Annotated in this window: 19 protein-coding genes; 5 read left to right on the forward strand and 14 right to left on the reverse strand. The window is 62.6% G+C overall.

The annotated features are described in order from the left end of the window. Positions 1-40: 40 nt before the first annotated feature. The 4 genes from AMK00_RS24760 to AMK00_RS24775 all read right to left on the reverse strand — a co-directional run bounded on the left by AMK00_RS24760 (position 41) and on the right by AMK00_RS24775 (position 5,739). A complete protein-coding gene (locus tag AMK00_RS24760; protein ID WP_064812032.1) occupies positions 41-1,081 on the reverse strand; it encodes a LacI family DNA-binding transcriptional regulator in 1,041 nt (346 codons plus the stop codon). A gap of 343 nt (positions 1,082-1,424) precedes the next feature. Further along, on the reverse strand, positions 1,425-1,724 hold the full coding sequence (locus AMK00_RS24765; RefSeq protein WP_064812033.1) for a hypothetical protein: 300 nt from the start codon (positions 1,722-1,724) through the stop codon (positions 1,425-1,427). Positions 1,725-1,831: 107 nt separating this feature from the next. After that, positions 1,832-3,730: an ABC transporter ATP-binding protein gene (locus AMK00_RS24770; protein ID WP_064812034.1), complete on the reverse strand. Its 1,899-nt coding sequence runs from the start codon at positions 3,728-3,730 to the stop codon at positions 1,832-1,834. 200 nt (positions 3,731-3,930) lie between these two features. Then, complete coding sequence (locus AMK00_RS24775) at positions 3,931-5,739, reverse strand: ABC transporter ATP-binding protein (protein WP_064808807.1); 1,809 nt, start codon at positions 5,737-5,739, stop codon at positions 3,931-3,933. Positions 5,740-6,014: 275 nt separating this feature from the next. Here AMK00_RS24775 and AMK00_RS24780 point away from each other — a divergent pair, with 275 nt between their 5' ends. The 3 genes from AMK00_RS24780 to AMK00_RS24790 all read left to right on the forward strand — a co-directional run bounded on the left by AMK00_RS24780 (position 6,015) and on the right by AMK00_RS24790 (position 10,315). Further along, positions 6,015-6,632, forward strand: coding sequence for a flavodoxin family protein (locus AMK00_RS24780; RefSeq protein WP_064812035.1), 618 nt, complete (start codon positions 6,015-6,017; stop codon positions 6,630-6,632). A 279-nt stretch (positions 6,633-6,911) separates the two neighbouring features. Beyond that, positions 6,912-8,318 (forward strand): FAD/NAD(P)-binding protein, encoded by a 1,407-nt coding sequence (locus AMK00_RS24785; RefSeq protein WP_064808809.1) that lies wholly within the window; start codon positions 6,912-6,914, stop codon positions 8,316-8,318. Between the two features lie 68 nt (positions 8,319-8,386). Further along, on the forward strand, positions 8,387-10,315 hold the full coding sequence (locus AMK00_RS24790) for a hybrid sensor histidine kinase/response regulator (RefSeq protein WP_064812036.1): 1,929 nt from the start codon (positions 8,387-8,389) through the stop codon (positions 10,313-10,315). A 10-nt stretch (positions 10,316-10,325) separates the two neighbouring features. Here AMK00_RS24790 and AMK00_RS24795 read toward each other — a convergent pair whose 3' ends face one another. From AMK00_RS24795 to cyoA, 6 genes are all read right to left on the reverse strand, one after another. Beyond that, positions 10,326-11,519 (reverse strand): acyltransferase family protein, encoded by a 1,194-nt coding sequence (locus AMK00_RS24795; protein ID WP_064812037.1) that lies wholly within the window; start codon positions 11,517-11,519, stop codon positions 10,326-10,328. A gap of 132 nt (positions 11,520-11,651) precedes the next feature. Next, entirely contained in the window at positions 11,652-12,410 is a 759-nt protein-coding gene (locus tag AMK00_RS24800) for an SURF1 family protein (protein WP_064812038.1), read from the reverse strand. A gap of 40 nt (positions 12,411-12,450) precedes the next feature. Continuing rightward, positions 12,451-12,852 carry a cytochrome o ubiquinol oxidase subunit IV gene (gene cyoD, locus AMK00_RS24805; RefSeq protein ID WP_064808064.1) on the reverse strand — a complete coding sequence of 134 codons (402 nt, stop codon included), beginning with the start codon at positions 12,850-12,852 and terminating at the stop codon, positions 12,451-12,453. Next, positions 12,849-13,469 carry a cytochrome o ubiquinol oxidase subunit III gene (gene cyoC / locus AMK00_RS24810; RefSeq protein WP_064812310.1) on the reverse strand — a complete coding sequence of 207 codons (621 nt, stop codon included), beginning with the start codon at positions 13,467-13,469 and terminating at the stop codon, positions 12,849-12,851. The genes cyoD and cyoC overlap by 4 nt, the downstream gene beginning before the upstream one ends. A 5-nt stretch (positions 13,470-13,474) precedes the next feature. Continuing rightward, positions 13,475-15,478, reverse strand: a complete 2,004-nt coding sequence (cyoB, locus tag AMK00_RS24815) for a cytochrome o ubiquinol oxidase subunit I (RefSeq protein ID WP_064812039.1) — start codon at positions 15,476-15,478, stop codon at positions 13,475-13,477. 42 nt (positions 15,479-15,520) lie between these two features. Then, entirely contained in the window at positions 15,521-16,699 is a 1,179-nt protein-coding gene (gene cyoA, locus AMK00_RS24820; RefSeq protein ID WP_064812040.1) for a ubiquinol oxidase subunit II, read from the reverse strand. Positions 16,700-17,075: 376 nt separating this feature from the next. Here cyoA and AMK00_RS24825 point away from each other — a divergent pair, with 376 nt between their 5' ends. Then, positions 17,076-18,407 (forward strand): MFS transporter, encoded by a 1,332-nt coding sequence (locus AMK00_RS24825; protein ID WP_064812041.1) that lies wholly within the window; start codon positions 17,076-17,078, stop codon positions 18,405-18,407. 80 nt (positions 18,408-18,487) lie between these two features. Continuing rightward, positions 18,488-19,021, forward strand: coding sequence for an alpha/beta hydrolase (locus AMK00_RS31540; RefSeq protein ID WP_082240382.1), 534 nt, complete (start codon positions 18,488-18,490; stop codon positions 19,019-19,021). Positions 19,022-19,266: 245 nt separating this feature from the next. On the opposite strand, the gene AMK00_RS24830 is transcribed toward AMK00_RS31540, so the two are convergent. The 4 genes from AMK00_RS24830 to AMK00_RS24845 all read right to left on the reverse strand — a co-directional run bounded on the left by AMK00_RS24830 (position 19,267) and on the right by AMK00_RS24845 (position 25,118). Continuing rightward, complete coding sequence (locus tag AMK00_RS24830) at positions 19,267-19,734, reverse strand: cyclic nucleotide-binding domain-containing protein (RefSeq protein ID WP_004679746.1); 468 nt, start codon at positions 19,732-19,734, stop codon at positions 19,267-19,269. A 97-nt stretch (positions 19,735-19,831) separates the two neighbouring features. Then, positions 19,832-22,546 carry an ABC transporter ATP-binding protein gene (locus AMK00_RS24835; protein WP_064808074.1) on the reverse strand — a complete coding sequence of 905 codons (2,715 nt, stop codon included), beginning with the start codon at positions 22,544-22,546 and terminating at the stop codon, positions 19,832-19,834. 182 nt (positions 22,547-22,728) lie between these two features. Further along, positions 22,729-23,874, reverse strand: a complete 1,146-nt coding sequence (locus tag AMK00_RS24840) for a glycosyltransferase family protein (protein ID WP_064812042.1) — start codon at positions 23,872-23,874, stop codon at positions 22,729-22,731. Beyond that, positions 23,871-25,118: a glycosyltransferase gene (locus AMK00_RS24845; protein WP_064812043.1), complete on the reverse strand. Its 1,248-nt coding sequence runs from the start codon at positions 25,116-25,118 to the stop codon at positions 23,871-23,873. The genes AMK00_RS24840 and AMK00_RS24845 overlap by 4 nt, the downstream gene beginning before the upstream one ends. Positions 25,119-25,121 lie beyond the last annotated feature (3 nt).

The following is a 25,121-nucleotide window of genomic DNA, read 5'->3' on the forward strand; positions in this document are numbered from 1 at the left end:
TGCCAGATCCTTCTTGCCACAGGATGGCGCCTGCGAAAAGCTAAGGCTTGAAGCTCTGCCGGATGATGAGTTCCGGGATGACGCGTTCGTAAGCCGGGGGCGAGTCCGGATTTTCGAGCCGCCGCTCCATCAGATCGACGGCGCGCTGTGCCATAACAAGCGGGTCCTGGCGGAAGGTGGTCAGCTGGTAGCTCAGCCAGGCGGATTCGGGCACGTCGTCGAAACCGATGACGGCGACATCCTCCGGAATGCGCAGCCGCGCTTCCAGGCGCGCGACGTCCATCAATCCGAAGGCGATCAGGTCGTTGGCGCAGAAGATGGCGTCCGGCTTTATTCTTTCGGAGAAGAGGGCGCGGCCGGCGGTGACGCCGCCCTGATAATCCGAATCGCCGCCGCGTGCGACGACAGCGGATGCACCGAGCGACTCGGCTGCCGAAACGAAGGCGCTTTCGCGCTCGACGATCGCAGGCGTTCCCGAGTTGGAGCCGATCACCGCCAGCCGACGCCTGCCGCCTTTGTAAAAGGCCGTCGCCGCCATGCGCGAGGCTTCGGAATTGCCGGCGCGCACATGATCGGCGTCGGGCTCCGAACGGCCGATGACGACGAGCGGCTGGCCGTTGCGCTGGGCGAGTTCGAGGAAACTCGCCGGCGGCGAGCCGGACAGGATGATGATCGCCTCGGCGCGGTGGCCGATCAGCATCTTCTGGGCGGCGAGCAGCTCCTCTTCCGTCTGGCCGGTGTTGATGAGGATCGGAATGCTGCCGCGCCGGATCAGGGCTTTGGCAAGGGCGGCGGCCAGATGCGCGCGAAAACCCACTTCCGGCCGTGTGGCGACGATGCCGACGAGGCGGCTCTGATTGGCAAGCACGCCGCGCGCCAGATCGTTGACGTGATAACCGAGCTCTTCAGCCGCCCGCAGCACCTTTTCGCGCGTTGCAGGCGCAACGCTTGCACCTGGCGTGAATGTGCGAGACACGGCGGAACGCGAAACGCCCGCCAGCTGCGCCACCTGCTCGGCGCTGACGAAACGCATGCGCTCTTTTTTCGGCATCCTGCCGTCGGTCACGGGGCCATCATTCATCGGCTGTCAGCTATTGCTTGTCTCTGACAGCCGGATGACAGGCGGGGGGATGAGCGGGATTTTTTTGCGAAGGTGCTCTCGCCCGCATGCCGGCTGGCGTGCCCTCGCATCCGCTTCACCCTTTGCATCCGCAGAAAGGCTGACGTCTGCGCAGTTGGCGCAGTGTGTTAGCCCCTCCCCCGTGAGGGGAGGGGTTGGGGAGGGGTGCGCAGCAGCCGGATGGGGCTCATCTCTTGGAGGGATGTCGCTGATATTGAATAAAAAAACCGAGGCTGCGGGAGGCAGCCTCGGCTGGAGACAAACCGGGGGCGATTAAAACCAACGCCGCCGCAACAATTCAGGGCTATTCGCAGACCCGCACGGTTTCGGTATGGTAATAGCCGTCATAGCGGTTGCGGACGTCGCGGTCCTCATACCAGCACCTCGGCGCCGGCTCGACATAGCGAGGGCCATCGACGTAGTAGCGCGGGCCGCTATTGGCGATCGCGCCGCCGATCAGGCCGCCCACCACACCTGCGGCAACGCCGCCGGCGATGACTCGGCCAGTATTGTTGTGGTGATGGTGGTCACGCGCGGCAGCAGGCTGGATAGCCGATCCAACAAGGGCCGTCGCGATCAACAGGCTGCTAATGATTCTCTTCATGACATTCTCCTCAGTGGCATTTGCCCCGGATAAAAGGGAAATGCGGCAGCAACGCGTTTGTTCGTTCAAACTTTGCGACAAGTGGTTAATCCAAGTCATAGGCGCCATCAAGTCGCCGACTGCGCCGCCGTCGTCTCTTCCAGCACGTCCTCGGGAATATCGTCGAACGAGGCGTAGTTGAGGTTATAGAGCCGGGAATAGAGCTTGCCGTTCTTCATCAGCTGGCGGTGGTCGCCGCTTTCGATGATCTCGCCGTTCTGCAGCACGATGATGCGGTCGGCTTCGCGGATCGTCGCCAGGCGATGGGCGATGACGAGGCCGGTGCGGTTTTCGAGCAGCTTTACCAGCGCCTTCTGGATCAGCATCTCGGTATAGCTGTCGATGTTGGCGGTCGCCTCGTCGAGCACCAGGATCTTCGCATCCGCCACAAGGGCGCGGGCAAAGCTCAAAAGCTGGCGCTGGCCGAGCGAGAGATTGCCGCCGCGCTCGCCGAGAATGCTGTCATAGCCATCGGGCAGGCGCATGACGAAATCATGCGCGCCGACGGCTTTCGCCGCCTCGATCACCTGCTCGCGGGTCGCTTCCAGCTTGTGATAGCGGATGTTTTCGAAGACGGTGCCGGTAAAGAGGAAGGGCTCCTGCAGCACCATCGCGATCTGCGCTCCGAGCGAATCCTGCATCAGGTTGCGCACGTCGTGGCCGCCGACCAGCACCTGGCCCTGTTGCACGTCGTAAAAGCGATGGATCAGCGACATGCAGCTCGATTTGCCCGACCCCGTCGGCCCGACCAGGGCCACCGTCTCGCCCGGGTTGACCTTGAAGTTCACATGTTTCAGCACCGGATGCTTGGGATTGTAGCCGAAGACGACATCCTTGAATTCGACCGAACCGTCCATGTCGCGCGACAATGTCTTGGCGTCAGGCGCATCCTTGATGTCGACGGGCACGTCGAGCACTTCGGTTAACCGCTGGCCCGACGCCATGGCGCGCTGCATCACCGAATATTGCAGGGTCAGCGAACGGATCGGATCGAAGAAGCGCTGGATGTAGAACAGGAAGGCGACGAGCACGCCGACATCGAGCGCTTGGTTGAGAACGCGGGCGCCGCCGACGACGATGACAAGCGCCATTGCGACGCCGGTGAGGCTGTCGACGATCGGCACCATCACCTGCGCGTAACGCGCCGCCGTCAGATGCGTCTTGAGATTGGCACGTGCCTTGTCGTCATAGAGCGTGAAGTTGACGCCCTGGCGGTCCATGCTCTGGACGGCGCGCACGCCGTGGATCGCTTCGGCGAGCGCGCCTGCCGCAACCGAATTGGTCTCGTGCGCGGCCATGAAGGACTTGCGGGCGAGCGGCAGCCAGAAGAGGCGGACGACGAACAGCACCGGCAGCACCGAAAGCGTCAGCAGCCCCAGCTTGAAATCGAGATAGAGCATGACGAAGACGATGCCGAAGAGCAGGACGATGTCGCCGACCGACAGCACCGAGCTTTCGAGGAATTCCTGCATCGAGTTGACGTCGCCTTGCAGGCGCGACATCAGCCGCCCCACTTCGGTCTTGTCCATGAAGGAGAGCGAAACCCGCTGGAGATGCGAAAACATCGCCTTGCGGATGTCGAACAGCACCTCTTCCGCGACATTGCCGACCAGCGTCTCCTGGGCGTAGCTTGCCGCATAATTGATTGATATGGCGACGGCAAAGGCCGCGATTGCCCAGATCAGCGCCGCATGATTGCCGGCCGGCGACATGCCGTGATCGATGGCGTAACGGATGATCAGCGGGATCAGCAACTGCATCGTTGTGAAGGTCAGCACGGCGACAACAGCCCAGAGGACCTGGGTGCGGTAGGGGCGAACGAAAGCCCAGATCCGCTTGATGATGTTGCCGTCGAAGGCCCTGCCGAACATCTCCTCCTCGACGCGATGCGAGCCGACCACCGCCCGCGGCGGGCGGCGTCCATCCTCGCGAATGTCGGGACGCTCGGTTTCCAGTTCCTCGGCCATCGTCGTTCCTCCTGCAGCCATCACTTGAGGTGGTCCGCGCGTGAATTCTTTGTCCGCTTCTCCCCAGCGGGGAGAAGGTGCCCGAAGGGCGGATGAGGGGGCCGCACGGCACGCCCTCCGTTTGCCCTTCGCTACCGCGCCTCGCCCCCTCATCGCCTCGCTTTGCTCGGCACTTCTCTCCAGCGGGGAGAAGAGGGGAACTACGCGCTCAACACCTCGTCGCCCGGCCGCACCTGCAGCTCGTAGAGCGCCTTGTAGCGCCCGCCGAGCGAAAGCAGCGCCTGATGGGTACCGCGCTCGACGATCCTTCCGTCTTCGACGAACAGGATCAGGTCGGCATGCATCAGCGAACTCAGGCGGTGGGCAACGATGATGGTCACGCGGTCGGCGGCATAGCGGCGCATGGCGCTGCGGATGCGCTGCTCGGTGGCCGCGTCGATTGCCGCCGTCGAATCATCGAACACCATCACCGCCGGCCTCAGCATCAGCGCCCGGGCGATCGACAGCCGCTGCCGCTGACCGCCGGAGAGCGACACGCCGCGCTCACCGACGACGGTGCCGTAGCCGGTGGGAAGGCCGAGCACGTAGTTGTGCAGCTGAGCGCTTTCGCTGGCGCGTTCGATGCGGCTTTCCTTTGCCCAGGGATCGCCATAGGCGATGTTGTTCTCGATCGTCGTCGTGAACAGAAAGGAGTCCTGCTGCACGACGGCAACGGAACGGCGCAGCGACTGCAACGTCGCCTTGCGGATGTCCTGTCCGTCGATGGTGATCCTGCCGCCGGTCACATCGTAGAAGCGCGGGATCAGATGGGCGATCGTCGACTTGCCGCTGCCGGGAGGGCCGACGATGCCGATCGTCTGACCGCGCCGGGCTTCGAAGGAGACGTCGTGGAGCACGGTGCGCTTTTCCGAGCCGGGATAGGCGAAGCTGACATTCTCGAAGCGCAGCACGCCCTCCGATACCGCCAATTCTTTGGCATCCGGCGCATCCTTGATCGCGATGTCGAGGTCGAGCAGGTTGAAGAGCCGCGAGCCGCAGGTGGAGGCGCGGGCAAAGGCATTGACCATCAGGCCGAGCTGGCGCACCGGCATCTGCAGGATGGTCATGAAGGTCAGGAACGAGGCGAGCGTGCCGACGGTGATCTCGCCCGCCATCACCTTGCCGCCGCCGACCCAGAGCACCAGACCCATCGCGGCGAAGAAGGAGAAGGTCATGGCGCTGGTGTTGACGACACGGATGCCGACGCGCTGATGGGCGAGCGCGAGCGCGTTTTTCGATGCCGCCTCGAATTTCGTCAGTTCGTGCTCCTGGGCGGCAAAGGCGCGCACGACGCGAATGCCGCCGAGATTCTCCTCCATGATCCGGGTCAGCACCGAAAGCCGCTCCTGCAGGTCGAGCCAGGTGGCGCGCAGCCTGAGCTGCGTCGCCGAGGAACGCCAGCCGACGAAAGGCACGAAGGAGAGCGCCAGCAGGCCGAGCACGACATCGGTCGACAGCAGCATATAGGCGCCGATGCCGATCAGGACCGACAGCAGGATCATGCGGACCAGCGCTGTCGAAAAATACATGCGCACGCCTTCGAGATCGAGCAGGCCGACGGTAATCAGATCGCCGGAATGGACCGTGTCGTGAAAGCTGAAGGAGAGGCGCTGGATCTTCTCGTAGCAGGCCAACCGCAGCTCGTAGCCCATGTGGTGGCCGACGGATTCACTGAAATAGTTCTGCACCATGGTGAAGAGGCCGCGCAGCACGCTGGCGCCGAGCAAGAGCAGCGCCGTGGTCAGAAGCGCGTCCTGCGCCGCCTGGCCGGCCGCGCCGCCGCCCATTGCCATCTGCGTGTGGTCGACGGCCCGGCCGAGAAGCCGGGGAATCATCAACTGGAAGGTGGAGGCGATGAGGGTGGCGCCGATCGCAAAGCCGGCCTGCCAGGGGTGGCGGAAGGCCATCACGGTGATGCGCACCAGTGTATAGAGGCCTCTGCCCCAGCCTGCCGCAGTTGCAAGCGCCATCGAAGCCGAAGGCTTCGTCGCGCGTGTTGACGCATCGCTGCTCACGGTATTTTTCCAATAGATGTGGTGCTCGGACGCTGGCCCGAAAAGACGGCAAATCCATGAAGGGATTGATAGCACCGTCATTTTTGCCGATTCCAACTGGGCGTTCAAGTAAAGAATTCACCAACTGGTTATTTTTACGTGAGGCTCCCCGCGCGTCCCTGCGGGAACAATCGGCGCGCGGGTGGGTTGCAGCAGCAGACCCCCGTCAGGCAACCGCTACGGAGAGACCCATGCCGCTGAAAGCCCTTGCTCTCAACGCGACGCTGAAGGCGAGCGACGCCAAGGATCCGTCGTCGACCGAGCGGATGATCACTCTCATCGACAAGGCGATGGCTGAATTCGGTGTTACGACCGAAGTGCTGCGGCTTGCCGATTTCAACATCAAGCCGGGCGTCACGTCGGAAGAAGGCGCCGGCGATGACTGGCCCGACATTCGCGCCAAGGTGCTCGCCGCCGATATTCTGTTGGTGGCGACGCCGATCTGGCTCGGCCAGCCCTCCAGCGTCTGCAAGCGGGTGCTCGAGCGCATGGACGCCTTTCTCGACGAGACGGACGATCAGGGCCGTATGGTGTCTTACGGCAGGGTCGCGGCCGTCGCCGTCGTCGGCAACGAGGACGGCGCCCATCACGTGTCGGCCGAACTCTACCAGGCACTGAACGATGTCGGCTTCACCATTCCGGCGAATGCCGTCGCCTACTGGGTCGGAGAGGCGATGGGCTCTACCAATTTCGTCGATCTCGACAAGGTGCCGAAGGTCGTGACGAAAGCCGTCGATATGCTGGCGCGCAACACGGCGCATCTGGCGGGCCTGCTGAAGGCGAAGCAATATCCGGGCGAGGGCGGCTGAAGGCGACCGCTGGCGCGTCGCACAAAATCTAAAATCTGATCAATGGTTTAGAACAAGAGATAATAAAGCTCTTGCCAGGGGTGCCGTTTAGCGCTTTCATACACGACCAGTTTGATAGACTATCGCCGAGAGATCGGCCCCTCTTTTTTGGCGGGTTCCCCGGTTGGACCCGAGCTGCGGCGTGAATGGCCGCGTGACCCTCATCAACGCGTGATCCGCTGTTTATGCGTTGAAACCTCGATCGACCCCAGGCTGCGGATGAAGCGCAAAGGAGTTGCGATGACGGTTCAGGGACTTTTTTCCGCAAGGGCCAAGGCGGCGGCACAGATCTCGGCCGTGCCGCGCATAGCGATTGTCGGGCGCGGCTTCTCCGGAATGATGACGGCCATTGCGCTGATGAAGACGGTGCGCGCACCCTTCCATCTTCAGCTGTTCGATCCGAATTCGTCGGTCAGCGGCGGCCAGGCGCTGGCCTCGGCCCGCGCCTCGACGATCCTCAACACCCGCGTGCGTGATCTCTCGGTTTCGGTCGGCGACAGCGACGATTTCAACGACTGGCTCTGTAGCAACGCCGCTTTCCGCGCCGCCGTGCCGGCCGCCATTCCCGGTTTCCGGCAGATCTTCGTGCCGAAGGAGATCTTCAGCGATTACGTCTACCAGCGCTTTTCGGAAGCGCTCGCCGCGCGCCGGGACATCACCGTTCAGGTCTGCAACGATCCCGTGGTGGCGATCCGCCGGAGCCATGGCAACCGCTTCCTGCTCGAAAGCGCCAATCCGGCCAATCCACTGTTCGATACGGTGATTCTTGCGACCGGCTATGGCCTGGGCGATCCGGATGCCGAGGAGCCGGGCGCGTCGCCGGTCAGGGCCCAGCGCCTCGTCGCGCGGCCGCATGCCGTGTTGCTCGGCAGCGGCATTCGCGTCGTCGACCAGTTGCTGCAGCTGCGCGATTCCGGTTATGCCGGCCAGGTGACGATCATTTCCCGGCGCGGTTTCCTGCCGCAGAGCCATACGCCGAATTCCGCCGATCCGGTGTTTCCGGCCGAAGCGCTGCCGGAAAGCCTGCCCGACATCGTGCGCTTCATCCGCCAGGCTTGCCGCGAGGCGGAAGAAGAGGGGCAAAGCTGGCAATCGGTGATGAACGGGCTGAGGAAACATGCGCGCTCTCTGTGGAGATCGCTGCCGGCCCGCGACAAACATCAGTTCAACCGCCATTTGCGGGCGATCTACGACAGCCACCGCAATCGCCTGCCGGAGGCCATGCACCTGCGCCTGAAACGCGAGCTCGTCGAAGGTCGCACGGTGCTGCGCCGCGGCCGGGCCGGCCGCCAGGGGCTGAGCGGCCTGTTCTTCACGCCGGCCGGCTCCTCTGTCGAAGAGGTCATCCATGCCGAGCGCATCATCGATTGCCGCTGCCAGGCGCCGGATCTTTCAGCGCCGCTGATGCAGAGCCTGTTTTCCGCCGATCTCGCCATGCCGGACGAACTTTCGCTCGGACTGGCGGTCAATGCGCGCGGCGAGCCCTTCCTGGAGGACGGTTCGACGGTTGCCGGACTTTTTGCCGTCGGTCCGCTCGGCCTCGGCAGTCTCCCCGATATCGATCTCGTGCCGGAGATCGTCTCGCAGGCCTATGCCGCTGCCGAGCGTATCGGTGAGCGGTTCCATCCACAGGTCAGGGCAGTCTGAAAAGTGTGATATTTTCGGAACCATCTGTTCGGTGCCGCGTTAAAAGCGCTGGTAACCGAGAGGGGCAGATGGAAGTGCTGGATCGATATGATACGTCTCTTGATGAAGAGGGACGCTTTCGTCTTCTGGTCGATGCCATCACCGACTATGCCATCTACATGCTGAGCCCGGAAGGCATCGTCACCAGCTGGAATACCGGCGCTCAACGTTTCAAAGGTTACAAGCCCTCGGAAATTCTCGGCGAGCACTTTTCCCGTTTCTATGTGGACGAGGATCGCGCCGCGGGCATTCCCGAGCGCGCCCTCGCCATGGCGGTGGAAGAGGGCCGGTACGAGGGGGAGGGCTGGCGCCGGCGCAAGGACGGCAGCCGCTTCTGGGCGCATGTGGTCATCGATCCGATCCGCCATCCCTCCGGCGAACTTGTCGGCTTTGCCAAGATCACCCGCGATCTGACCGAACGCAGGGCCGCCGAACAGGCGATCCGCCAGAGTGAGGAGCAATTTCGCCGTCTGGTTCAGGGCGTTTCGGACTATGCGATCTACATGCTCGATCCTGACGGCAATGTCAGCAGTTGGAATTTCGGCGCCGAGCGTATCAAGGGTTATCGGCCTGATGAAATCATCGGCCGGCATTTCTCGACCTTTTATACACCCGAGGATCGCGCGGCCGGCCTGCCGGAGAAGGCGCTCCGGGTCGCGCGCGCCGAAGGCCGGTTCGAAAGGGAGGGCTGGCGTGTCCGCAAGGATGGCAGTCGCTTCTGGGCGAGCGTCGTCGTCGACGCTATCCGCGACGAAGACGGCGAAGTACTCGGTTTCGCCAAGATCACCCGCGACATCACCGAAAAAATGGAAACGCAGCGGGCGTTGGAGCAGGCGCGCGAAGAGCTTTTCCAATCGCAGAAGATGGAGGCGATCGGCCAATTGACCGGCGGTATCGCCCATGATTTCAACAATCTGCTGATGGCCGTGCTCGGCAGTCTCGAACTCCTGAAGAAGCGCATGCCGCAGGACCGCTCGCTGACGTCGCTGGTCGACAATGCCATGCAGGGCGCCCAGCGGGGTGCTGCCTTGACGCAGCGCATGCTGGCCTTCTCCCGCCGGCAGGAGCTGCACCTGGAGCCGATCGACGTCTCGGGCCTGGTGCGCGGCATGATGGACATTCTGAGCCGGTCGCTCGGCCCCCTCACCACGATCCAGACCTCCTTCCCGGTCAGGCTGCCGACAATCCTCACCGACCCCAACCAGCTCGAGATGGCGATCCTCAATCTCGTCGTCAACGCGCGCGACGCCATGCCTTCCGGCGGCCGTATCATGCTTCGCGCATCCGAGGAAACGATAACCGCAGGCAAGGGGCCGCTGTCGGCCGGCCGCTACATCCGAATCGCGGTGATCGATGAAGGCGAGGGCATGGATGCAAAGACGCTGGAGCAGGCGGTCACGCCGTTCTTCACCACCAAGGGGGTCGGCAAGGGCACCGGTCTTGGCCTTTCCATGGTCCAGGGTCTCGCAAGCCAGTCCGGCGGCCGGCTCATCCTGAAGAGCACGCTGGGCGAAGGCACGACGGCCGAGCTATGGTTTCCGGTCGTCATTGCCGAACAGACTGCCGAAGCACCGGCCGACATGCCGCAAAAGCCAGATAACGCACCGCAGGGGCTGCGCATTGTCGCCGTCGATGACGACGGCCTGGTGCTGATGAATACGACGCTGATGCTGGAGGATCTCGGCCACACCGTTTTCGAGGCGATGGCCGGTCCGGAGGCGCTCGACATTCTACGCAAGGAGCCGGTCGATCTGGTCATCTGCGATCACGCCATGCCGCGGATGACGGGAGCGCAGCTCGCCGAGGCGATCCGCAGCGAGTGGCCTGAGATGCCGATCATTCTCGCCACGGGTTACGCCGATCTGCCCGATGGCGCCGGCGCGGCCAATCTGCCCCGCCTCGGCAAGCCCTTCTCGCAGGCGCAGTTGGCCGAAGCGATCAGCCGGATCGCTTGTTAACCGGTCTAGTCTAGGCGCGAAGCTTCTCGTCGCCATTATCTTGGATGACCGCGTGGTCGGCTCCGAGTTCTGAGGTCGTCGGAATTTGCTGCTTACCCGTCGTGGCCGGAGTTGTGCCGTCCAGCAGGCGCTTTTCGGTCTCTTGCAGGTCGAGGATCGCCTGCTCAATCGTCTCAGCCGGAGTTTCGCGCGCGGCTGCGCGCCACCGATAATGCCGCCACAAGCCGACGAGCAGGCGTCGGCTCGGAACTTCTATCGTCTCGTGAATGAACCATGCTCCTGCCGTCGCAACAAAAAGCGCCACCATGATGAGCACCGGTTCCGGCATCAGCGCCTCGAAAGCCCGGCGTACAAGGAACATGATCGGGACGTGGAAAAGATAGAGCGAAAAGCTGATTGCGCCGAAGAACCGCACGGGTGCCGCTGCCAGAACATCGGCTGCGATGGGAGGCTGCCGAGCGACGAGCGCCACAATCACGGCTGCGGCGGCCGCGCTTTGCAGGCTCCAGAATTCAGGGGAGAAACCAGGCAAGACATGCCTGTAAACAAAGAACGCCGCCAGAAGGAATAGCGTGAAAGCGCCTGTGGAGGCGGATGGCCTCCACCTGTCCCAGCAGGAATGCATCGCTCCGGCAAGGGCGCCGAACAGAAAATAGGGGAACTTGGAAAGAAGCAGTATGCCTGGTCCCGGCAGTTCAAGCAGACCATCCACCACGAGCAGCACCGCCAAGCCTACGATCACACCGCTATAGCGCTGCGGGCGGGTCAAGCAGAGCCAAAGGATCGGGAAGAACAGATAGAACTGAATTTCGGGTGGAATTGACCAGAAAACCCCGCTCGAGCCCAGAAGAAAGACGTGGCGGAGAAATTCCGTGCCGCCGATGATCGGCTGAACGAAGTTTAGACTTCGCATTCCGGACAGCATCGCCACAAGCAGGACAGCAGCCAGATAGACCGGATAGATACGGGCAAAGCGGCTTACAAGAAAATCCAGGACGGTTTCCTTGGTCACCGGTCGCGAGCCGTAGAGATGGGCCATCAGAAAGCCGCTGAGGGCGAAGAACAGGCCGACGGCTTCGCTGCCCATCGTCATGTCACGCAAGACTGTATTCGGAAAGATGAGCCCGATATGCGCCTGCACGACCAGAAGCGCGGCGATACCGCGCAGACCATCGAGACTGGGGATGTAATCCGGCCGGCTCATGTACAACTTTGAAATGTTCTGTTCAGGCAAGCAGTATCGGACATCGCTTTACAAGAGATTAATCCGGCGCGCGCAAGCCATCGGTGTGCAACTGCTGCTTGCCGGTGCGCTCGAATGAAGCAAGCGACCGCTCTAGTCTCGGCGCCTTGTTCCGATCTTGCCGCGAAGAATAAACATCAGCAACGCCAGCACCATCACCGCCAGTCCGTACCAGGTGATCGCATAGACGAGATGGTTGTTGGGAAAACGGATGACGGTGAGGCCGCCGACGGGCAGGCCGCCGGGATTTGCAGCGGCGTCGGCATCGATGAAATAGGGCGCGACCGCGCCGAGGCCGCGCTTTTGCGCGATCGCTGCGACATCGCGCGAATACCAGCGGTCGGCGGCGACGTCATTGGATTGGAGCAGCGATCCCTTCGGCTCCGTCATCCGCATGAGCCCGGTGATCTCGATCGGGCCTGATATCTGACCGTCGCGGCGCGAGGCGGGGTCGCGCCTGTCCGTCGGCACGAAGCCGCGATTGACGAGGATGGCGGTGCCGTCGGCGAGCATTAGCGGCGTCATCACCCAATAACCCGGACCGAGCACGGTCGAGGCGTAGACCAGCGTTTCCTTGTCGTTTGCCAGCATTCCCTCGACGCTCACCCGTCGATATTCGCCTTCTGCGGCATTGACCTTGTCCCAGTCGGGGCGCGCCGGGGCCGGCACGGCGGCCGCGTGCACGCGCTGGTCGACGCGGGCGATGAGAGCGCGCTTCCAGCCCAGGCGTTGAACCTGCCAGGTGCCGAGACCAAAGAGCATGGCGGCAAGCAGCGTCAGACAGACGGCGAAGAGCGCGCGTTTTGCCCGGAAATGCCGTCTTTCCGATTTATCCGTGGGGGCTTCGCTCATTGGTCTCAGGGCGGCGCTGCGGCCGCCCCTTCGTTTGCCGTTACGGCATGTTCTTCATCATCTCAGGGCTCATCGGCATCATATTGGAGTTGAGATGATGCATGACCCAGAGCGAACCGGAGAGCGCGATGGCGACGATGATGAGGGTGAAGATCAGCGCCATCATCGTCCAGCCGCCTTCGCTCCTGGGGTTCATGTGCAGGAAGAAGACCATGTGGACGACGATCTGGATGGCGCCGATACCCATCACCAGCACCGCCGTCAGCGCCGGGCTGGCGAAGACGCCTGACATGACAAGCCAGAAGGGAATGGCGGTCAGGATGACGGAGAGCGCGAAGCCCACCATATAACTGCGGAACGTGCCGTGGCCGGCCTGGTGGCCGTGGCTGTGGCCGTGATGCGCCTCGTGGGCATCCTCATGGGTCGGTGCTTGCGAACTCATCCGAGAACTCCGAGCAGATAGACGAAGGAAAAGACGCCGATCCAGACGACGTCGAGGAAGTGCCAGAACATTGAAAGGCACATCAGGCGGCGGCGGTTGGCCTCGACCAGCCCGTGCATCGACACCTGCACCATCAGCGTGATCAGCCAGATGATACCGAAGGTGACGTGCAGCCCGTGGGTGCCGACGAGCGTGAAGAAGGAGGAAAGGAAGGCGCTGCGCGTCGGCCCGGCGCCCTCGTGGATCAGGTGGATGAACTCGTAGAGTTCGAGCCCGATGAAGGCCGCGCCGAACAGACCGGTGACGGCGAGCCAGAACAGCGTTTCCGCCTTGGCGTTCCGCTCCATCTGCAGCATGGCGAAGCCGTAGGTGATCGAGGAGAACAGCAGCATCGAGGTGTTGAGGGCGACGATCGGCAGATCGAAGAGATCGGCCGGCGACGGGCCGGCGGCATAGTTGCGGCCGAGCACGCCGTGCGTGGCAAACAGCACCGCGAAGATCAGGCAGTCGCTCATCAGATAGAGCCAGAAGCCGAGATTGGTGCTCCCTTCCGGATGATGGTCTTCCGTCAGATAGAATTCAGGCTTTTCCGCCGTGTCGATGGTTTGATCGCTCATGGTCATTACACCTGCTCGGCAAGCAGCGCCGTGCGCTTGCCTTCCGTTTCGGTCACCCTGCCGGCGGGGATGTAGAAGTCGCGTTTGTAGTTGAAGGTATGGCCGATCGCCACCACCAGCAGTGCGACGGCGGAGAGGATCACCAGCCACCACATGTACCAGATCAGGCCGAAGGCAAGCGCGACGCTGATCGCCGACAGGATGGCGCCGGTGCCGGTATTCTTCGGCATGTGGATCGGCTTGAACCCGCCGAGGGGGCGTTCGTAGCCGCGCCTTTTCATGTCGTACCAGCTGTCATGGTCGTGGACCACGGGCGTGAAGGCGAAGTTGTAGTCCGGTGGCGGCGAGGAGGTCGACCATTCCAGCGTCCGGGCATCCCAGGGATCGCCGCTGTCGTCGCGCAATTCCTCGCGTTTCATGAAGCTGACGACGATCTGGATCAGGAAGGCGGCGATGCCGAGCGCGATCAGGCCGACGCCGAAGGCGGCAATGATGAACCAGATCCGCAGCGACGGGTCCTCGAATTGGCTCATACGGCGGGTGACGCCCATCAGGCCAAGCACGTAGAGCGGCATGAAGGCGAACCAGAAGCCGATCTGCCAGAACCAGAAGCTCGTCTTGCCCCAGAAGGGATCGAGCTTGAAGCCGAAGGCCTTCGGGAACCAGTAGTTCACGCCGGCGAACATGCCGAACAGAACGCCGCCGATGATGACGTTGTGGAAATGGGCGATGAGGAACAGCGAATTGTGCAGCACGAAGTCGGCCGGCGGCACGGCCAGCATGACGCCGGTCATGCCGCCGATAACGAAAGTCACCATGAAGCCGACCGTCCACAGCATCGGCACCTCGTAGCGGATGCGGCCGCGATACATGGTGAAGAGCCAGTTGAAGATCTTCGCTCCCGTGGGGATGGAGATGATCATCGTGGTGATGCCGAAGAAGGAGTTGACGGAAGCACCCGAACCCATGGTGAAGAAGTGATGCAGCCAGACGATGTAGGACAGGATCATGATCACGCAGGTGGCGTAGACCATCGAGGCGTAGCCGAACAGTCGTTTGCCGGAAAAGGTCGCGACCACTTCCGAGAAGATGCCAAAGGCCGGCAGCACCAGGATGTAGACCTCCGGATGGCCCCAGATCCAGATGAGGTTGATGTACATCATCGGATTGCCGCCGAGGTCGTTGGTGAAGAAATTCGTCCCGGCATAGCGGTCGAGCGACAGCAGCGCGAGCGTTGCCGTCAGGATCGGGAAGGAGGCGACGATCAGCACGTTGGTGCAGAGCGCCGTCCAGGTGAAGACCGGCATCTTCATGAAGGTCATGCCGGGCGCGCGCATCTTGACGATGGTGGCGATCAGGTTGATGCCGGACAGCGTTGTTCCGACACCGGCCACCTGCAGGCCCCAGATATAATAGTCGACGCCGACACCCGGACTGTAGGCGGCCCCCGACAGCGGCGGATAAGCGAGCCAGCCGGTCTGGGCGAATTCGCCGATGAACAGCGACAGCATGATGATGATGGCGCCGGCGGTGGTCATCCAGAACGAGAAGTTGTTGAGGAAGGGGAAGGAGACGTCGCGCGCCCCGATCTGCAGCGGCACCACGAAGTTCATCAGGCCGGTGACGAAGGGCATCGCCACGAAGAAGATCATGATGACGCCGTGGGCGGTGAAGATCTGGTCGTAATGGTGCGGCGGCAGGTAGCCCTCCGAACCGTTGAAGGCGATCGCCTGCTGGACGCGCATCAGGATCGCGTCGGAAAAGCCGCGCAGCAGCATGATGACGGCGAGGATCACATACATGATGCCGATCTTCTTGTGATCGACGCTGCAGATCCAGTCGTGCCAGAGCGAGCCCCAGAACTTGAAATAGGTGATGGCGCCAAACACGGCGAGACCGCCGATGACGACGCCGATGAAGGTCACGACCAGGATCGGCTCGTGATAGGGGATGGCGTCGAGGGTCAACCGGCCGAAGATCAACTTCAGGAGGTCAGGATTGGAAAACATGGAACAACCCGTTCATTATGTCTTGCGACGCAAAGCGCCAGGTTAATTGTTGTTGTTGAGCTGCGCCGGCGCCGGGCCGTTGCCCGTGCCGGGCATGGAATGACCGTCATGCCGCATGTCCGTGCCGGGCGTGCTGTCCATTCCGGGCATGTCATGCTGCATGCCGTTGCCATCGGTGTTCTTGGGCGGCTCGACCTGTGCCGGAACGCCCGTTGCCGGCACGGTAGCCCCAGGCTCGACGACGTCTTCGCCGGCATGGCGGTTGTCGTATTGCAGCTTCTCGCGGTTTTCGGCGCTTTCCTTGCCGCCGCCGCCCGTCATGTCGATATGCATCATCTCGTTCATGCACATCTTGCCCGGCGTGGCGCACATGTTGAGGATGGCGTCGTAGAGATCGGCGTCGGCGCCGGCATAGTAGCGCACCGGCTCCTTCTCGCTCGGCTTCTCGAGCTTCAGATAGGCGTCGCGGTTGAGCATCGTGCCCTGCTGCTTGACCTTGGCCACCCAGGCGTCGAAGCCTTCGCGGGTGAGGCCATGGAACTTGAAGCGCATATGCGAGAAGCCGGCGCCGCTGTAATTGGCGGAGAAGCCTTCATATTCGCCTTCCTGATTGATAACGGCGTGCAGCTTTGTCTCCATGCCGGGCATGGCGTAGATCTGACCGGCAAGGGCGGGGATGTAGAAGGAGTTCATCACCGAGGAGGAGGTGATTTTGAAATTGACCGGCATGTCGACGGGCGCGGCGAGCTCGTTGACGGTGGCAATGCCGAGTTCGGGATAGAAGAACAGCCATTTCCAGTCGAGCGCCACGACCTCGACGGTCAGCGGCTTGGTATCGGCCGGGAGTGCGCGCTCGGCATCGAGCCGGTCGAGCGGGCGGTAGGGATCGAGCTTATGCGTGGAAATCCAGGTGACGGCGCCGAGCGCAATGATGATCGCCAGCGGTGCCGCCCAGATAACGATTTCGAGGCGGGTCGAATGATGCCATTCCGGCGCGTAAGTCGCGGCCGTGTTGGAGCGGCGGTAGCGCCAGGCGAAGAGCAGCGTCAGGAAGATCACCGGAACGATGATCAGAAGCATCAGCACCGTCGAGATGACGATCAGATCGCGCTGTTGCGCGGCGATGTCGCCGGAAGGCGCCATGACCACCATGTTGCATCCTGCCAGGAAAAGCAGCGGCAAGACGGATAGAAGGCGGGAAAACTTCATGAGTTTTGGCACGTCTCTAAGCTCTTGTTGTTTCGTTTTGTCCGCGACTAAAGCACTGAACCGGATAGCGACATGAGGCGGAAGGTCGCAGTGCAGCAAACATGCCGCACTGCGGCAAAATCATCGGGCGCTAGTGCTTTGAAATCCTGATGAAATATAGAAGGATTTTAGGCCTGCGCATATTTCAGTCCAATATATCCGCAACTGCCGGTCAGGCCAGCATTTGCAGGGGAAAATCACCCTCCGGATCACGCATTTTTTCCGTCCGCGCTTCATTTGAGCCGTGATGATGAACTATTTCGGTCTCACGGACTTGATAAGCCTGCCGGTTTGATCAAGATCAGACCTGAGGCGCCTTGCCGGAAGCGCCTTAACGAGGAGGCGTTTTATGGCAACAGCATCGCATTACGGACCGTCGTCGTCGTCGCTTGAACGCGACGCACGGCGCATTCACGACGACAAGCCGGTGTCACCGGGCAGCATCGCCATCGGCGTGGTGATCGGCCGCATGTCGGAATTCTTCGATTTCTTCGTCTACGGCCTCGCCTCGGTCCTGGTCTTTCCGCAGCTCGTCTTTCCTTTCGCGCCCGACAGGCTGACCGGCACGCTCTACTCCTTCGCCATCTTCTCGCTCGCTTTCCTCGCCCGTCCCGTCGGCTCCGTCGTCTTCATGACCATCGACCGAATGTATGGGCGCGGCACGAAGCTGACGATCGCGCTCTTCCTGCTCGGCGGCTCGACCGCCTCGATCGCTTTCCTGCCGGGTTACGCGGAGATCGGCGCCTGGTCGATCGCCCTTTTGGCGCTCTTCCGTCTCGGCCAGGGCTTCGCGCTCGGCGGCGCCTGGGACGGCCTGGCGTCGCTCCTCGCACTTAACGCGCCGCCCAATCACCGTGGCTGGTACGCGATGATCCCACAGCTCGGCGCGCCGATCGGCTTTGCGCTGGCAAGCACGCTCTTCGGTTATTTCGTCGCCAACCTTTCCAGCGAGGATTTCCTTTCCTGGGGCTGGCGCTATCCCTTCTTCGTCGCCTTCGCGATCAATGTCGTGGCGCTGTTTGCGCGTCTGCGCCTGGTCATGACCAAGGAATTCGGCACGCTGCTCGAGCAACATGAGTTGGAGGCCGCACCGATCCTCCAGGTGCTGCGCGTTCACGGCCGCGACATCCTGATCGGCGCCTTCGTGCCGCTCGCGAGCTTCGCCATGTTCCACCTGGTGACCATCTTCCCGCTCGGCTGGATGAGCCTTTACGGCAACCAGCCGATCGGCACCTTCATGGTGGTGCAGGTGGTCGGCGCCGTGGTCGGCGTCTTCGCCATCATCGCCTCGGGCCTGATCGCCGACCGCATCGGCCGGCGCGCCCAGCTCGCGATCTGCGCCGTCATCATCGCCGTCTTCAGTTTTGTCGGGCCCATCCTGATCGCATCCGGCAATAACGGCCACGATGCCTTCGTCATCATCGGCTTCGGCGTGCTCGGCCTCTCCTTCGGCCAGGCGACCGGTTCGATCTCGTCGCGCTTCGGCCGCGGCTATCGCTATACCGGTGCTGCCTTCACCTCGGACCTCGCCTGGCTGATCGGCGCCGGCTTCGCACCGCTGGTGGCGCTCAGCCTCTCCAGCCGCTTCGGCCTGACCTTCGTCGGCTACTACCTGCTCTCCGGCGCCATCTGCACGCTGGCGGCGCTGGCCTTCAGCAAGGCGCTGGAACAGCGCGAATAGGTCGAACCACAGCAGCACGCCGGCAAGTCCGGCGTGCTGTCTCATTCTTTATCGTATCGAAGAACGGCACCGCCGAATTGATGCAAGACTTGTTGGTTGTTAGCGATATCCACGGCTTTCCCGAAACCTTCGACGAACGATTGGATGGCAGGTGCTCTAAGCATCGTCTATTACAACTGGCCGAGCTGAGCGGTCGACCTGGCCTGCGCGGAGACGAGCTTCACGACCATCTTTTCAACGAAGATGGCATGCGGCATGCGGTTCGGGCACTTCGCGAGGTTGGCGGACACAGGTGCTTGGGGATTGGTTTCAGCGCCGGTGGAACCGCTTTGTGGAATGCGGTCAAAGAGGGCATGGAGCTTCAGGCTCTGATCTGCGTGTCGTCAACCAGATTGCGCTTCGAATCGTCTCCATTGAATATACCCACAATGGTAGTCTGGGGAGAGCTTGATCCATATCGGCCGCCTGAAAGCTGGAACCACGCTGTTCCCCAGCGCTGGAAAACCTATGCTGGCAAGCAACACGATTTTTACCGCATCGAGGCGCTTGCATCCGAATCGCCGTTACGGGCCGATATCGCCGTGTTCATCGAAGACTCTTTCCTCTTTGCATAGCGCATATTGCGGCGCTTCGGCCGGCGCCGGCCGGCCGCCGGATCTGTAATCGTTGGGGGCGAATGGTGCTGGTTTGTTCTGAGTGGATGCCGCAATCCGCGAAATCGACGAACCGACGGCCATTTGCGCGATAGGCGATAGCTTGATCTTCGGTCGACGGGGAACGGGCGCGGGGTTTCATCACCTGTGGACGAAGGCCCGTGCGCCCTTCATCGCGCTGCTGCCCAGATCCTCAACTGAGAACCTTACTGCGCCATCTGCGGCTGCTTCGCCGCCCGCGCCGCGGTCAGCTCCGCGGTGGTGTGGTTCAGGCGGTCGGCGAGCACGCGCATGATTTCGACGGCCATTTCGGGGAAGTCGCTGAGCAGCTTCAGGAAGTGCTCCTTGCTGATGCGCAGCACCTCAAGCGGCGAGGTGGCGCGAACCGTTGCCGTGCGTGAGACATCGCAGAGAATGGCGATTTCGCCGACGATGGAATTGAGTTCGACATCGGCGACCTTGATCTCGCCGGCCGGCGAGGAGACGATGATATCGGCGCTGCCGGAAAGGATGACATAGGCGGCGTCGCCGACATCACCTTGATGGAAGAGATCCTGACCGGCCTTGTAGGTCATACGGTCGGAGGTGAAGGCCAAAAGCTTGAGTTTCGCTGGTGCAATCCTCGAAAAGATCGGCACCCGGCGCAGCATTTCGACTTCGTCTCTCAACAGCATGAGCGTTTCAATCCCCTGACGCAGGGTTCTTGGAACCAGGCGCCTCAATTCCGGGCGTTCCCCCGGGAACGCCTACCATCGCCGCCCCAATAGAATATTACGATAACAGTTCCTTGAACATACCGTTTTTCTCGGAAAGTTCCGGATAGTTCCCGGCTTCCGCCAGCCCGCCGCGGTCGAAGAGCAGAATCCGGTCGAACATCTCGGCAAGTCGCGCATTCGAAAGCACCCAGATGATCGCCGGGCGCTCACCTTCCTTGTGCAAGTCTTCGATGATATTGCGGGTGATTTGATCCTGAACGCGCTGATCGAGTGCGGACAGCGGCCGGTTGAAGACGAAATAATCCGAACGCTTCAGAAGAGCGCGGGCAAGGTTCAGCTTCTGGCGCTGCACCATGGTCAGCCGCTTGCCGCCGGAGCCGACGTCGAATTCGAGGCCGATCGACAGGACATCGTCATAAAGGTCGAGCGCGTCGAAGAGCTCGCCCATGATGGCGCGGATGCGGTCGGAGGCGTCGGCCTGCTGATAGGCGATGCGGCCGAAGAGCACATTGTCCATCAGGCTGGCCGATGGGGTGAAGCGCTCGGCGTCGTAGCGCTCGATCAGCTCGGCGAGATCGGCCGGAATATGCGCATGGAACTGCTTGCGGGCGCTGACGATCTTGTCCATCAGCTCGTTGGTCAAAAGGCCGAAGCGATGGCGCGGCTCGATATAGGCGAAGCTCAGCCGGATAATGGCGGAGCGCTCCTCGGGTGTGGCGTCCTCGAAACGTCGGCTTTGCAGCTTCTGCAACAGCGCCTGATAGGTCGGAATGTCGTCCGCCGTCATGAAGGTCAGCTGCTGGAAGAAAGGATGATCCGGCGGCAGGTCGTGGAAGAGTTCGACGGCGTTCTCGGCGATCTCGAGGCCCATGGCGTAGAGATCGGTGCTGAGGCCCGTCTCGCGGAACAGCTGCTGGAAATAGGGATGGGCGGCAAGCCGGCGATTGGTCATCAGCGGCCGCTTCATCGTGCCGAAGAGCAGGTTCTCACCGACCGTCGCCTGGGCGTTGTAGGCGTCGAAATCGAAAGGCACGACGATGCCGTCCAGACCTTCGTCGCGCAGCCGGTCGCGCAGCGAGGCGCGCAGCGCCACGACATGGTCGCTGACCGCCACATGCACCTCGGTATTGACGTTCGAGCGCAGCGCCAGGTCGAGGATATCCTGCGAGATCAGCACGGCGTCGAGCACCGGCCGGATCGCTTTCAGGAGATCATCCGGTCCGTTGGCGCCGGCCGCCTGGTAATCCACCCAGTCGCTGTTGAGGTCGAGCGTCGGGTTGCCGGCCTTCACCGCCTCGATGGAGTGCCATTTATACTCCTGCGCTTCCTTCTCGTCGTAGACGGCGTCGATCATCGGCGCGTGCTTGAGGCCGTAGAGCAGGTTGCTCGCGAGCGTGCCATGGAAGAAGAAGGTGTCGGCCGAGGCATAGGAGATGCGGCGGCCGGTGATCGATTCCGGCAGCTCGAGCAGGTCGCGTCCGTCGATGGTGATGCGGCCGGAGTCGGGCCAGATCATGCGGCCGAGCGCTTCGGCGAAGGCTTCGGCGCCGCTGCCGTTCGGACCGACGATCGCAACTGTCTCGTTCGGCTTGATTTCGACCGAGACGTGGTCGACGAGGCGGGCGCCGCTATCGTCGGAGAGCGTCAGATTGGTGACAAGGAGTGCGCTGGTCAGTGCACCCACGGGTGCGGTCGCCAATTCCTGGATGTGGCTCTCGATCAAGGGCTCGACGTTGAACTGCTCGTAGACCTGCTGATACTTCACCTGCACGTCCTGGCGCATCTGGTCCCAGTCGATCAGCTCCTTCAGTGGCCCGGGCAGGTCCTTGTAGGCTGATATGACGGCGACGAGCTGGCCGATGTCGAGCCGGCCCTGCAGCGCGAGATAACCGCCGATCGCGTAGAACAGGAAGGGGGTGACCTGGGCGAGAAAGTTATTGATGAACTTCACCAGGAACTTCCACTGGTAAAGGTCGTAGCGGATCGAGAAGATGCGGCCGAGCCGCCAGGCGATATCGGCGCGTTCGAGGTTGGATGTGTCGTTGCCGTGGATCGTGCCGATGCCGTCGACGATTTCGCCGACGCGGCCGGAAAGCTCGCGCGCCGTCAGCTGCCGCTGGCGGCCGAGATCCAGCAGGCGTTTGCGCATGCGGGGAATGACGACCGCCTGGACGCCGACGATGGCGGCGGCGATCATGCCGAGCCAGAAATTCTGCACGATGATGAAGGCGAGCGCGGTGATCGCCTGGCCGCCGAGCAGGGCGGGCGAGACGAAGGCGTCGCCGGTGAAGCCGCCCATCGGCTCCACCTCGTCCTTGATCATGGTGGCGATCTCGGCCGATTTCACCCGCTTGAAATGGGCCGGCGGAAACCGCAGGACCCGGTCGATCAGCTCGAAGCGGATGCGCCGAAGCATGCGTTCGCCGAGCCGGCCCTTATAGGTGTTGATGTAGAACTTGAAGAGCCCGTTCAGCACCACCAGCGCCAGGAATACCAGACTGAGCGCCATCAGCATCTGGAAGCGGTCGAGCTGCACGCCCTTGAAGAATTCGACATGGCCGATCAGCGGAATGTCATAGGCGATGTGCATGAAGGTCTGGGTTGCGCCGGGGCCTTCAAAGCCGTCGCCCTGGATCGGTCCGTTGACGATCTGCTTCGGCAAATCGAAGGACAGGAAATAGGGGACCATCGAGGCCGCGACGACAGCCAGGATCCACAGCTGCTGCAGCCGCGTGTTCTTCCAGATATAGCGGGCGAGGCTCTTTTCCATGGCTAACCGTCAGCGTGCTGGGAAATTCCGAAGGCGCGATCCGGGCGCGGGGAGGGCAGGAATTGTCGAGAACAGGACCATGCAGCCGGACCGCCGATATCGCAATGAAAACAAGGCGCAGGGACCGGCTGCAGAAAGGCCGATTCTCGCCCGAACTCTGCTTATATCACAGGATTTTTAAATTAGGCGAGCGATTCGGCAATCATCGAGCGAATGATGGCGGCCGTCTTCTCCGCCCCTTCGAGATCGAGCGAGACCGGCTCCTGCCGAGGCGCTGCCAGCGCCTTTTCGACAGCCTCTTTCACATGGGTCGAGGTCAGCCCTTGTTCCGGCAGGATATCGGCAAGACCCAGCGCCTGCAGCCGTTCGGCGCGCACCGTCTGTTCGGTCTCGCCGCCAGCGACGAAGGGGATGAGGATCGGCCTGCACTCGGTGCGCAAGAGGTCACCGACCGTGTTGTAGCCGGCCTGCGAGATCGATACTCTGGCGCCACGCAAGAGCGAGGGAAAATCCTTGCGGAAGCGCACCAGCGTCACATTCGGGGCTGCGTCCCGCGACAACCGGGCGAAATCGCCTTCCGGCAGGTTGGGGCCTGAGATCAGCAGCCAGCGAAGATTGCCGGGCAGCAGCGCCGCGGCCTCCTTCGCCGCGCCGATCAGCTCGGCGCCGACCGCGCCACCGCCGGCCGATGCGATGATGTCGAAGGTTTCCGTCGGTTCGGGCGCCGGCGGCGGCGCGACGAGGCCGGTATAACGCAGCCTGTCGGCGATCTCTGGCGTCTGCGGGAACGTATCCTCGAGCCTGACGAAGCCGGGATCGCCATGGACGAGCACGGCGTCGAAATGATCCCTGACCAGCGCCACCGTTTCGGCGTCGCGGCCGGCCTTGCGGTTTTCCTGCAGGATGTCGCGCACCGAGCTTACGAGTTTTGGCCGCGGTTCGGCCGCTTCGATCGCTTGAAGCAGGGGCAGGAGTTCGAAGCGCATCTGCCGCCGGCCGAAGGGGAAGGCCTCGATGATGACGACATCGGGTTTTGCTGCATGGAAGGCGTCGAGCAGCAATTGCCGGCGGTCGGCGAGGAAATCTTCGCCGGCCGGCCGGCCATCGGCATCGGCGAGGCCGGAGAAACCGGCATTGCTGGCGACGACCGCCGGCAGGGCAAAAGTCTTCACACCCTCGCCGGGAAAGCCCGGCACCGGCAGGCCGCCGGTCACGACGGTGACGTCGAAGCCGTCCCTGACCAGTGCATTGGCGATGCGGCTGGCGCGGGCGATGTGGCCGATGCCGAGCAGATGCTGGACGTAGAAGAAGATGCGCGGTGCCGTCATGAGGCCTTCTGCCATTCGGCCTCGAACAGGCCGGTGAGCTGTCTGATGCTGGAATGATAGTCGAACTCGTCGCGCACCCGCGTTTCGGCGGCGTCGCCGAGGCGCTGGCGCAGCGCCGGATCGCGGATCGCCGCCTCCAGCGCCCGGGCGAGCAGCGCCGGATCCTCCGGCGGCACGACGAGGCCGTTCTCGCCGTCCGTCAGCAGTTCCGGCACGCCGGATACTGTCGTGGAGATACAGACGAGGCGCTGGCTCGAGGCCTCGACCAACACGTTCGGCAGGCCGTCGCGGTCGCCGTTGGCGGCGATGCGGCAGGCGAGCGCAAAGAGATCGGCGCGGCGGTAGTGATCGAGCACGTCTTCCTGCGCCATGGCGCCCTTCCAGACGATGCGGCCGGAGAGGCCGAGCTCGGCGGCGAGCGCCTTCAGCGTCGCAAGCTCGCCGCCGCCGCCGATATGCTCCAGGCGCCAATGGAGATCGGCGGGCAGCAGCGCCAGCGCCCGCAACAACACGTCATAGCCCTTCTTCTCGACGGCGCGGCCGACGCTGAGGATGAAGACCGGATCAGCCGGGTCGTTGCCGGTTCTCTCGGAACGCGCGCCGGAAAAATGGCCGAAGCGGGCGAGATCGAGGCCGTGATAGCTCAAATGGACGGCCTGCTTGCGCGATGTCAGCATGCGCATGTGCTCGTAGCCGGTCCGGGTGCAGGTGACGGTCCAGCTGGCGCTCTCCAGCTTCTCCTTCAGTTCCCAGTCGGGCGAGGTCCAGATGTCCTTGGCATGGGCCGAACAGGTCCAGGGCGTGTCCGTCAGGATGCTGGTATATTCCGTCACCGAGGCCGGCGTATGGATGAAATGGGCATGCAGCCACTCGCCCCCATCCGGCCATTCGCGCGCCAGTACCAGCGCCTGGCCGAGGCGGCGGAAGCGGTTGCGGGAGAGGTCGCGCTTGAGGTCGGCGAAGAAGCGTTTCATCAGCGCCTTGAAGCCGGTTTTGCCGAAGCCGGCGATGAGGCCTTTCAGCACGCGGATCGGTTCCTCGTGCAGATATTCCGGCAGATAGACGACGCGCGCCTTGATCTCGTCATGCACGGGATGGCGCTTCTTGTCGGTCGGCCGGCGCATGGAAATCAGCGTCAGGTCGAAGCCGGCCCTTTCGAGGCCGAGCAGTTCCTGGGCGATGAAGGTTTCCGAAAGGCGGGGATAGCCTTTCAGCACGACGAGGATCTTGCGGCGTGGCGGCAATTC

The sequence above is a fragment of the Rhizobium sp. N621 genome (assembly GCF_001664325.1).
GTDB lineage: Bacteria > Pseudomonadota > Alphaproteobacteria > Rhizobiales > Rhizobiaceae > Rhizobium > Rhizobium esperanzae.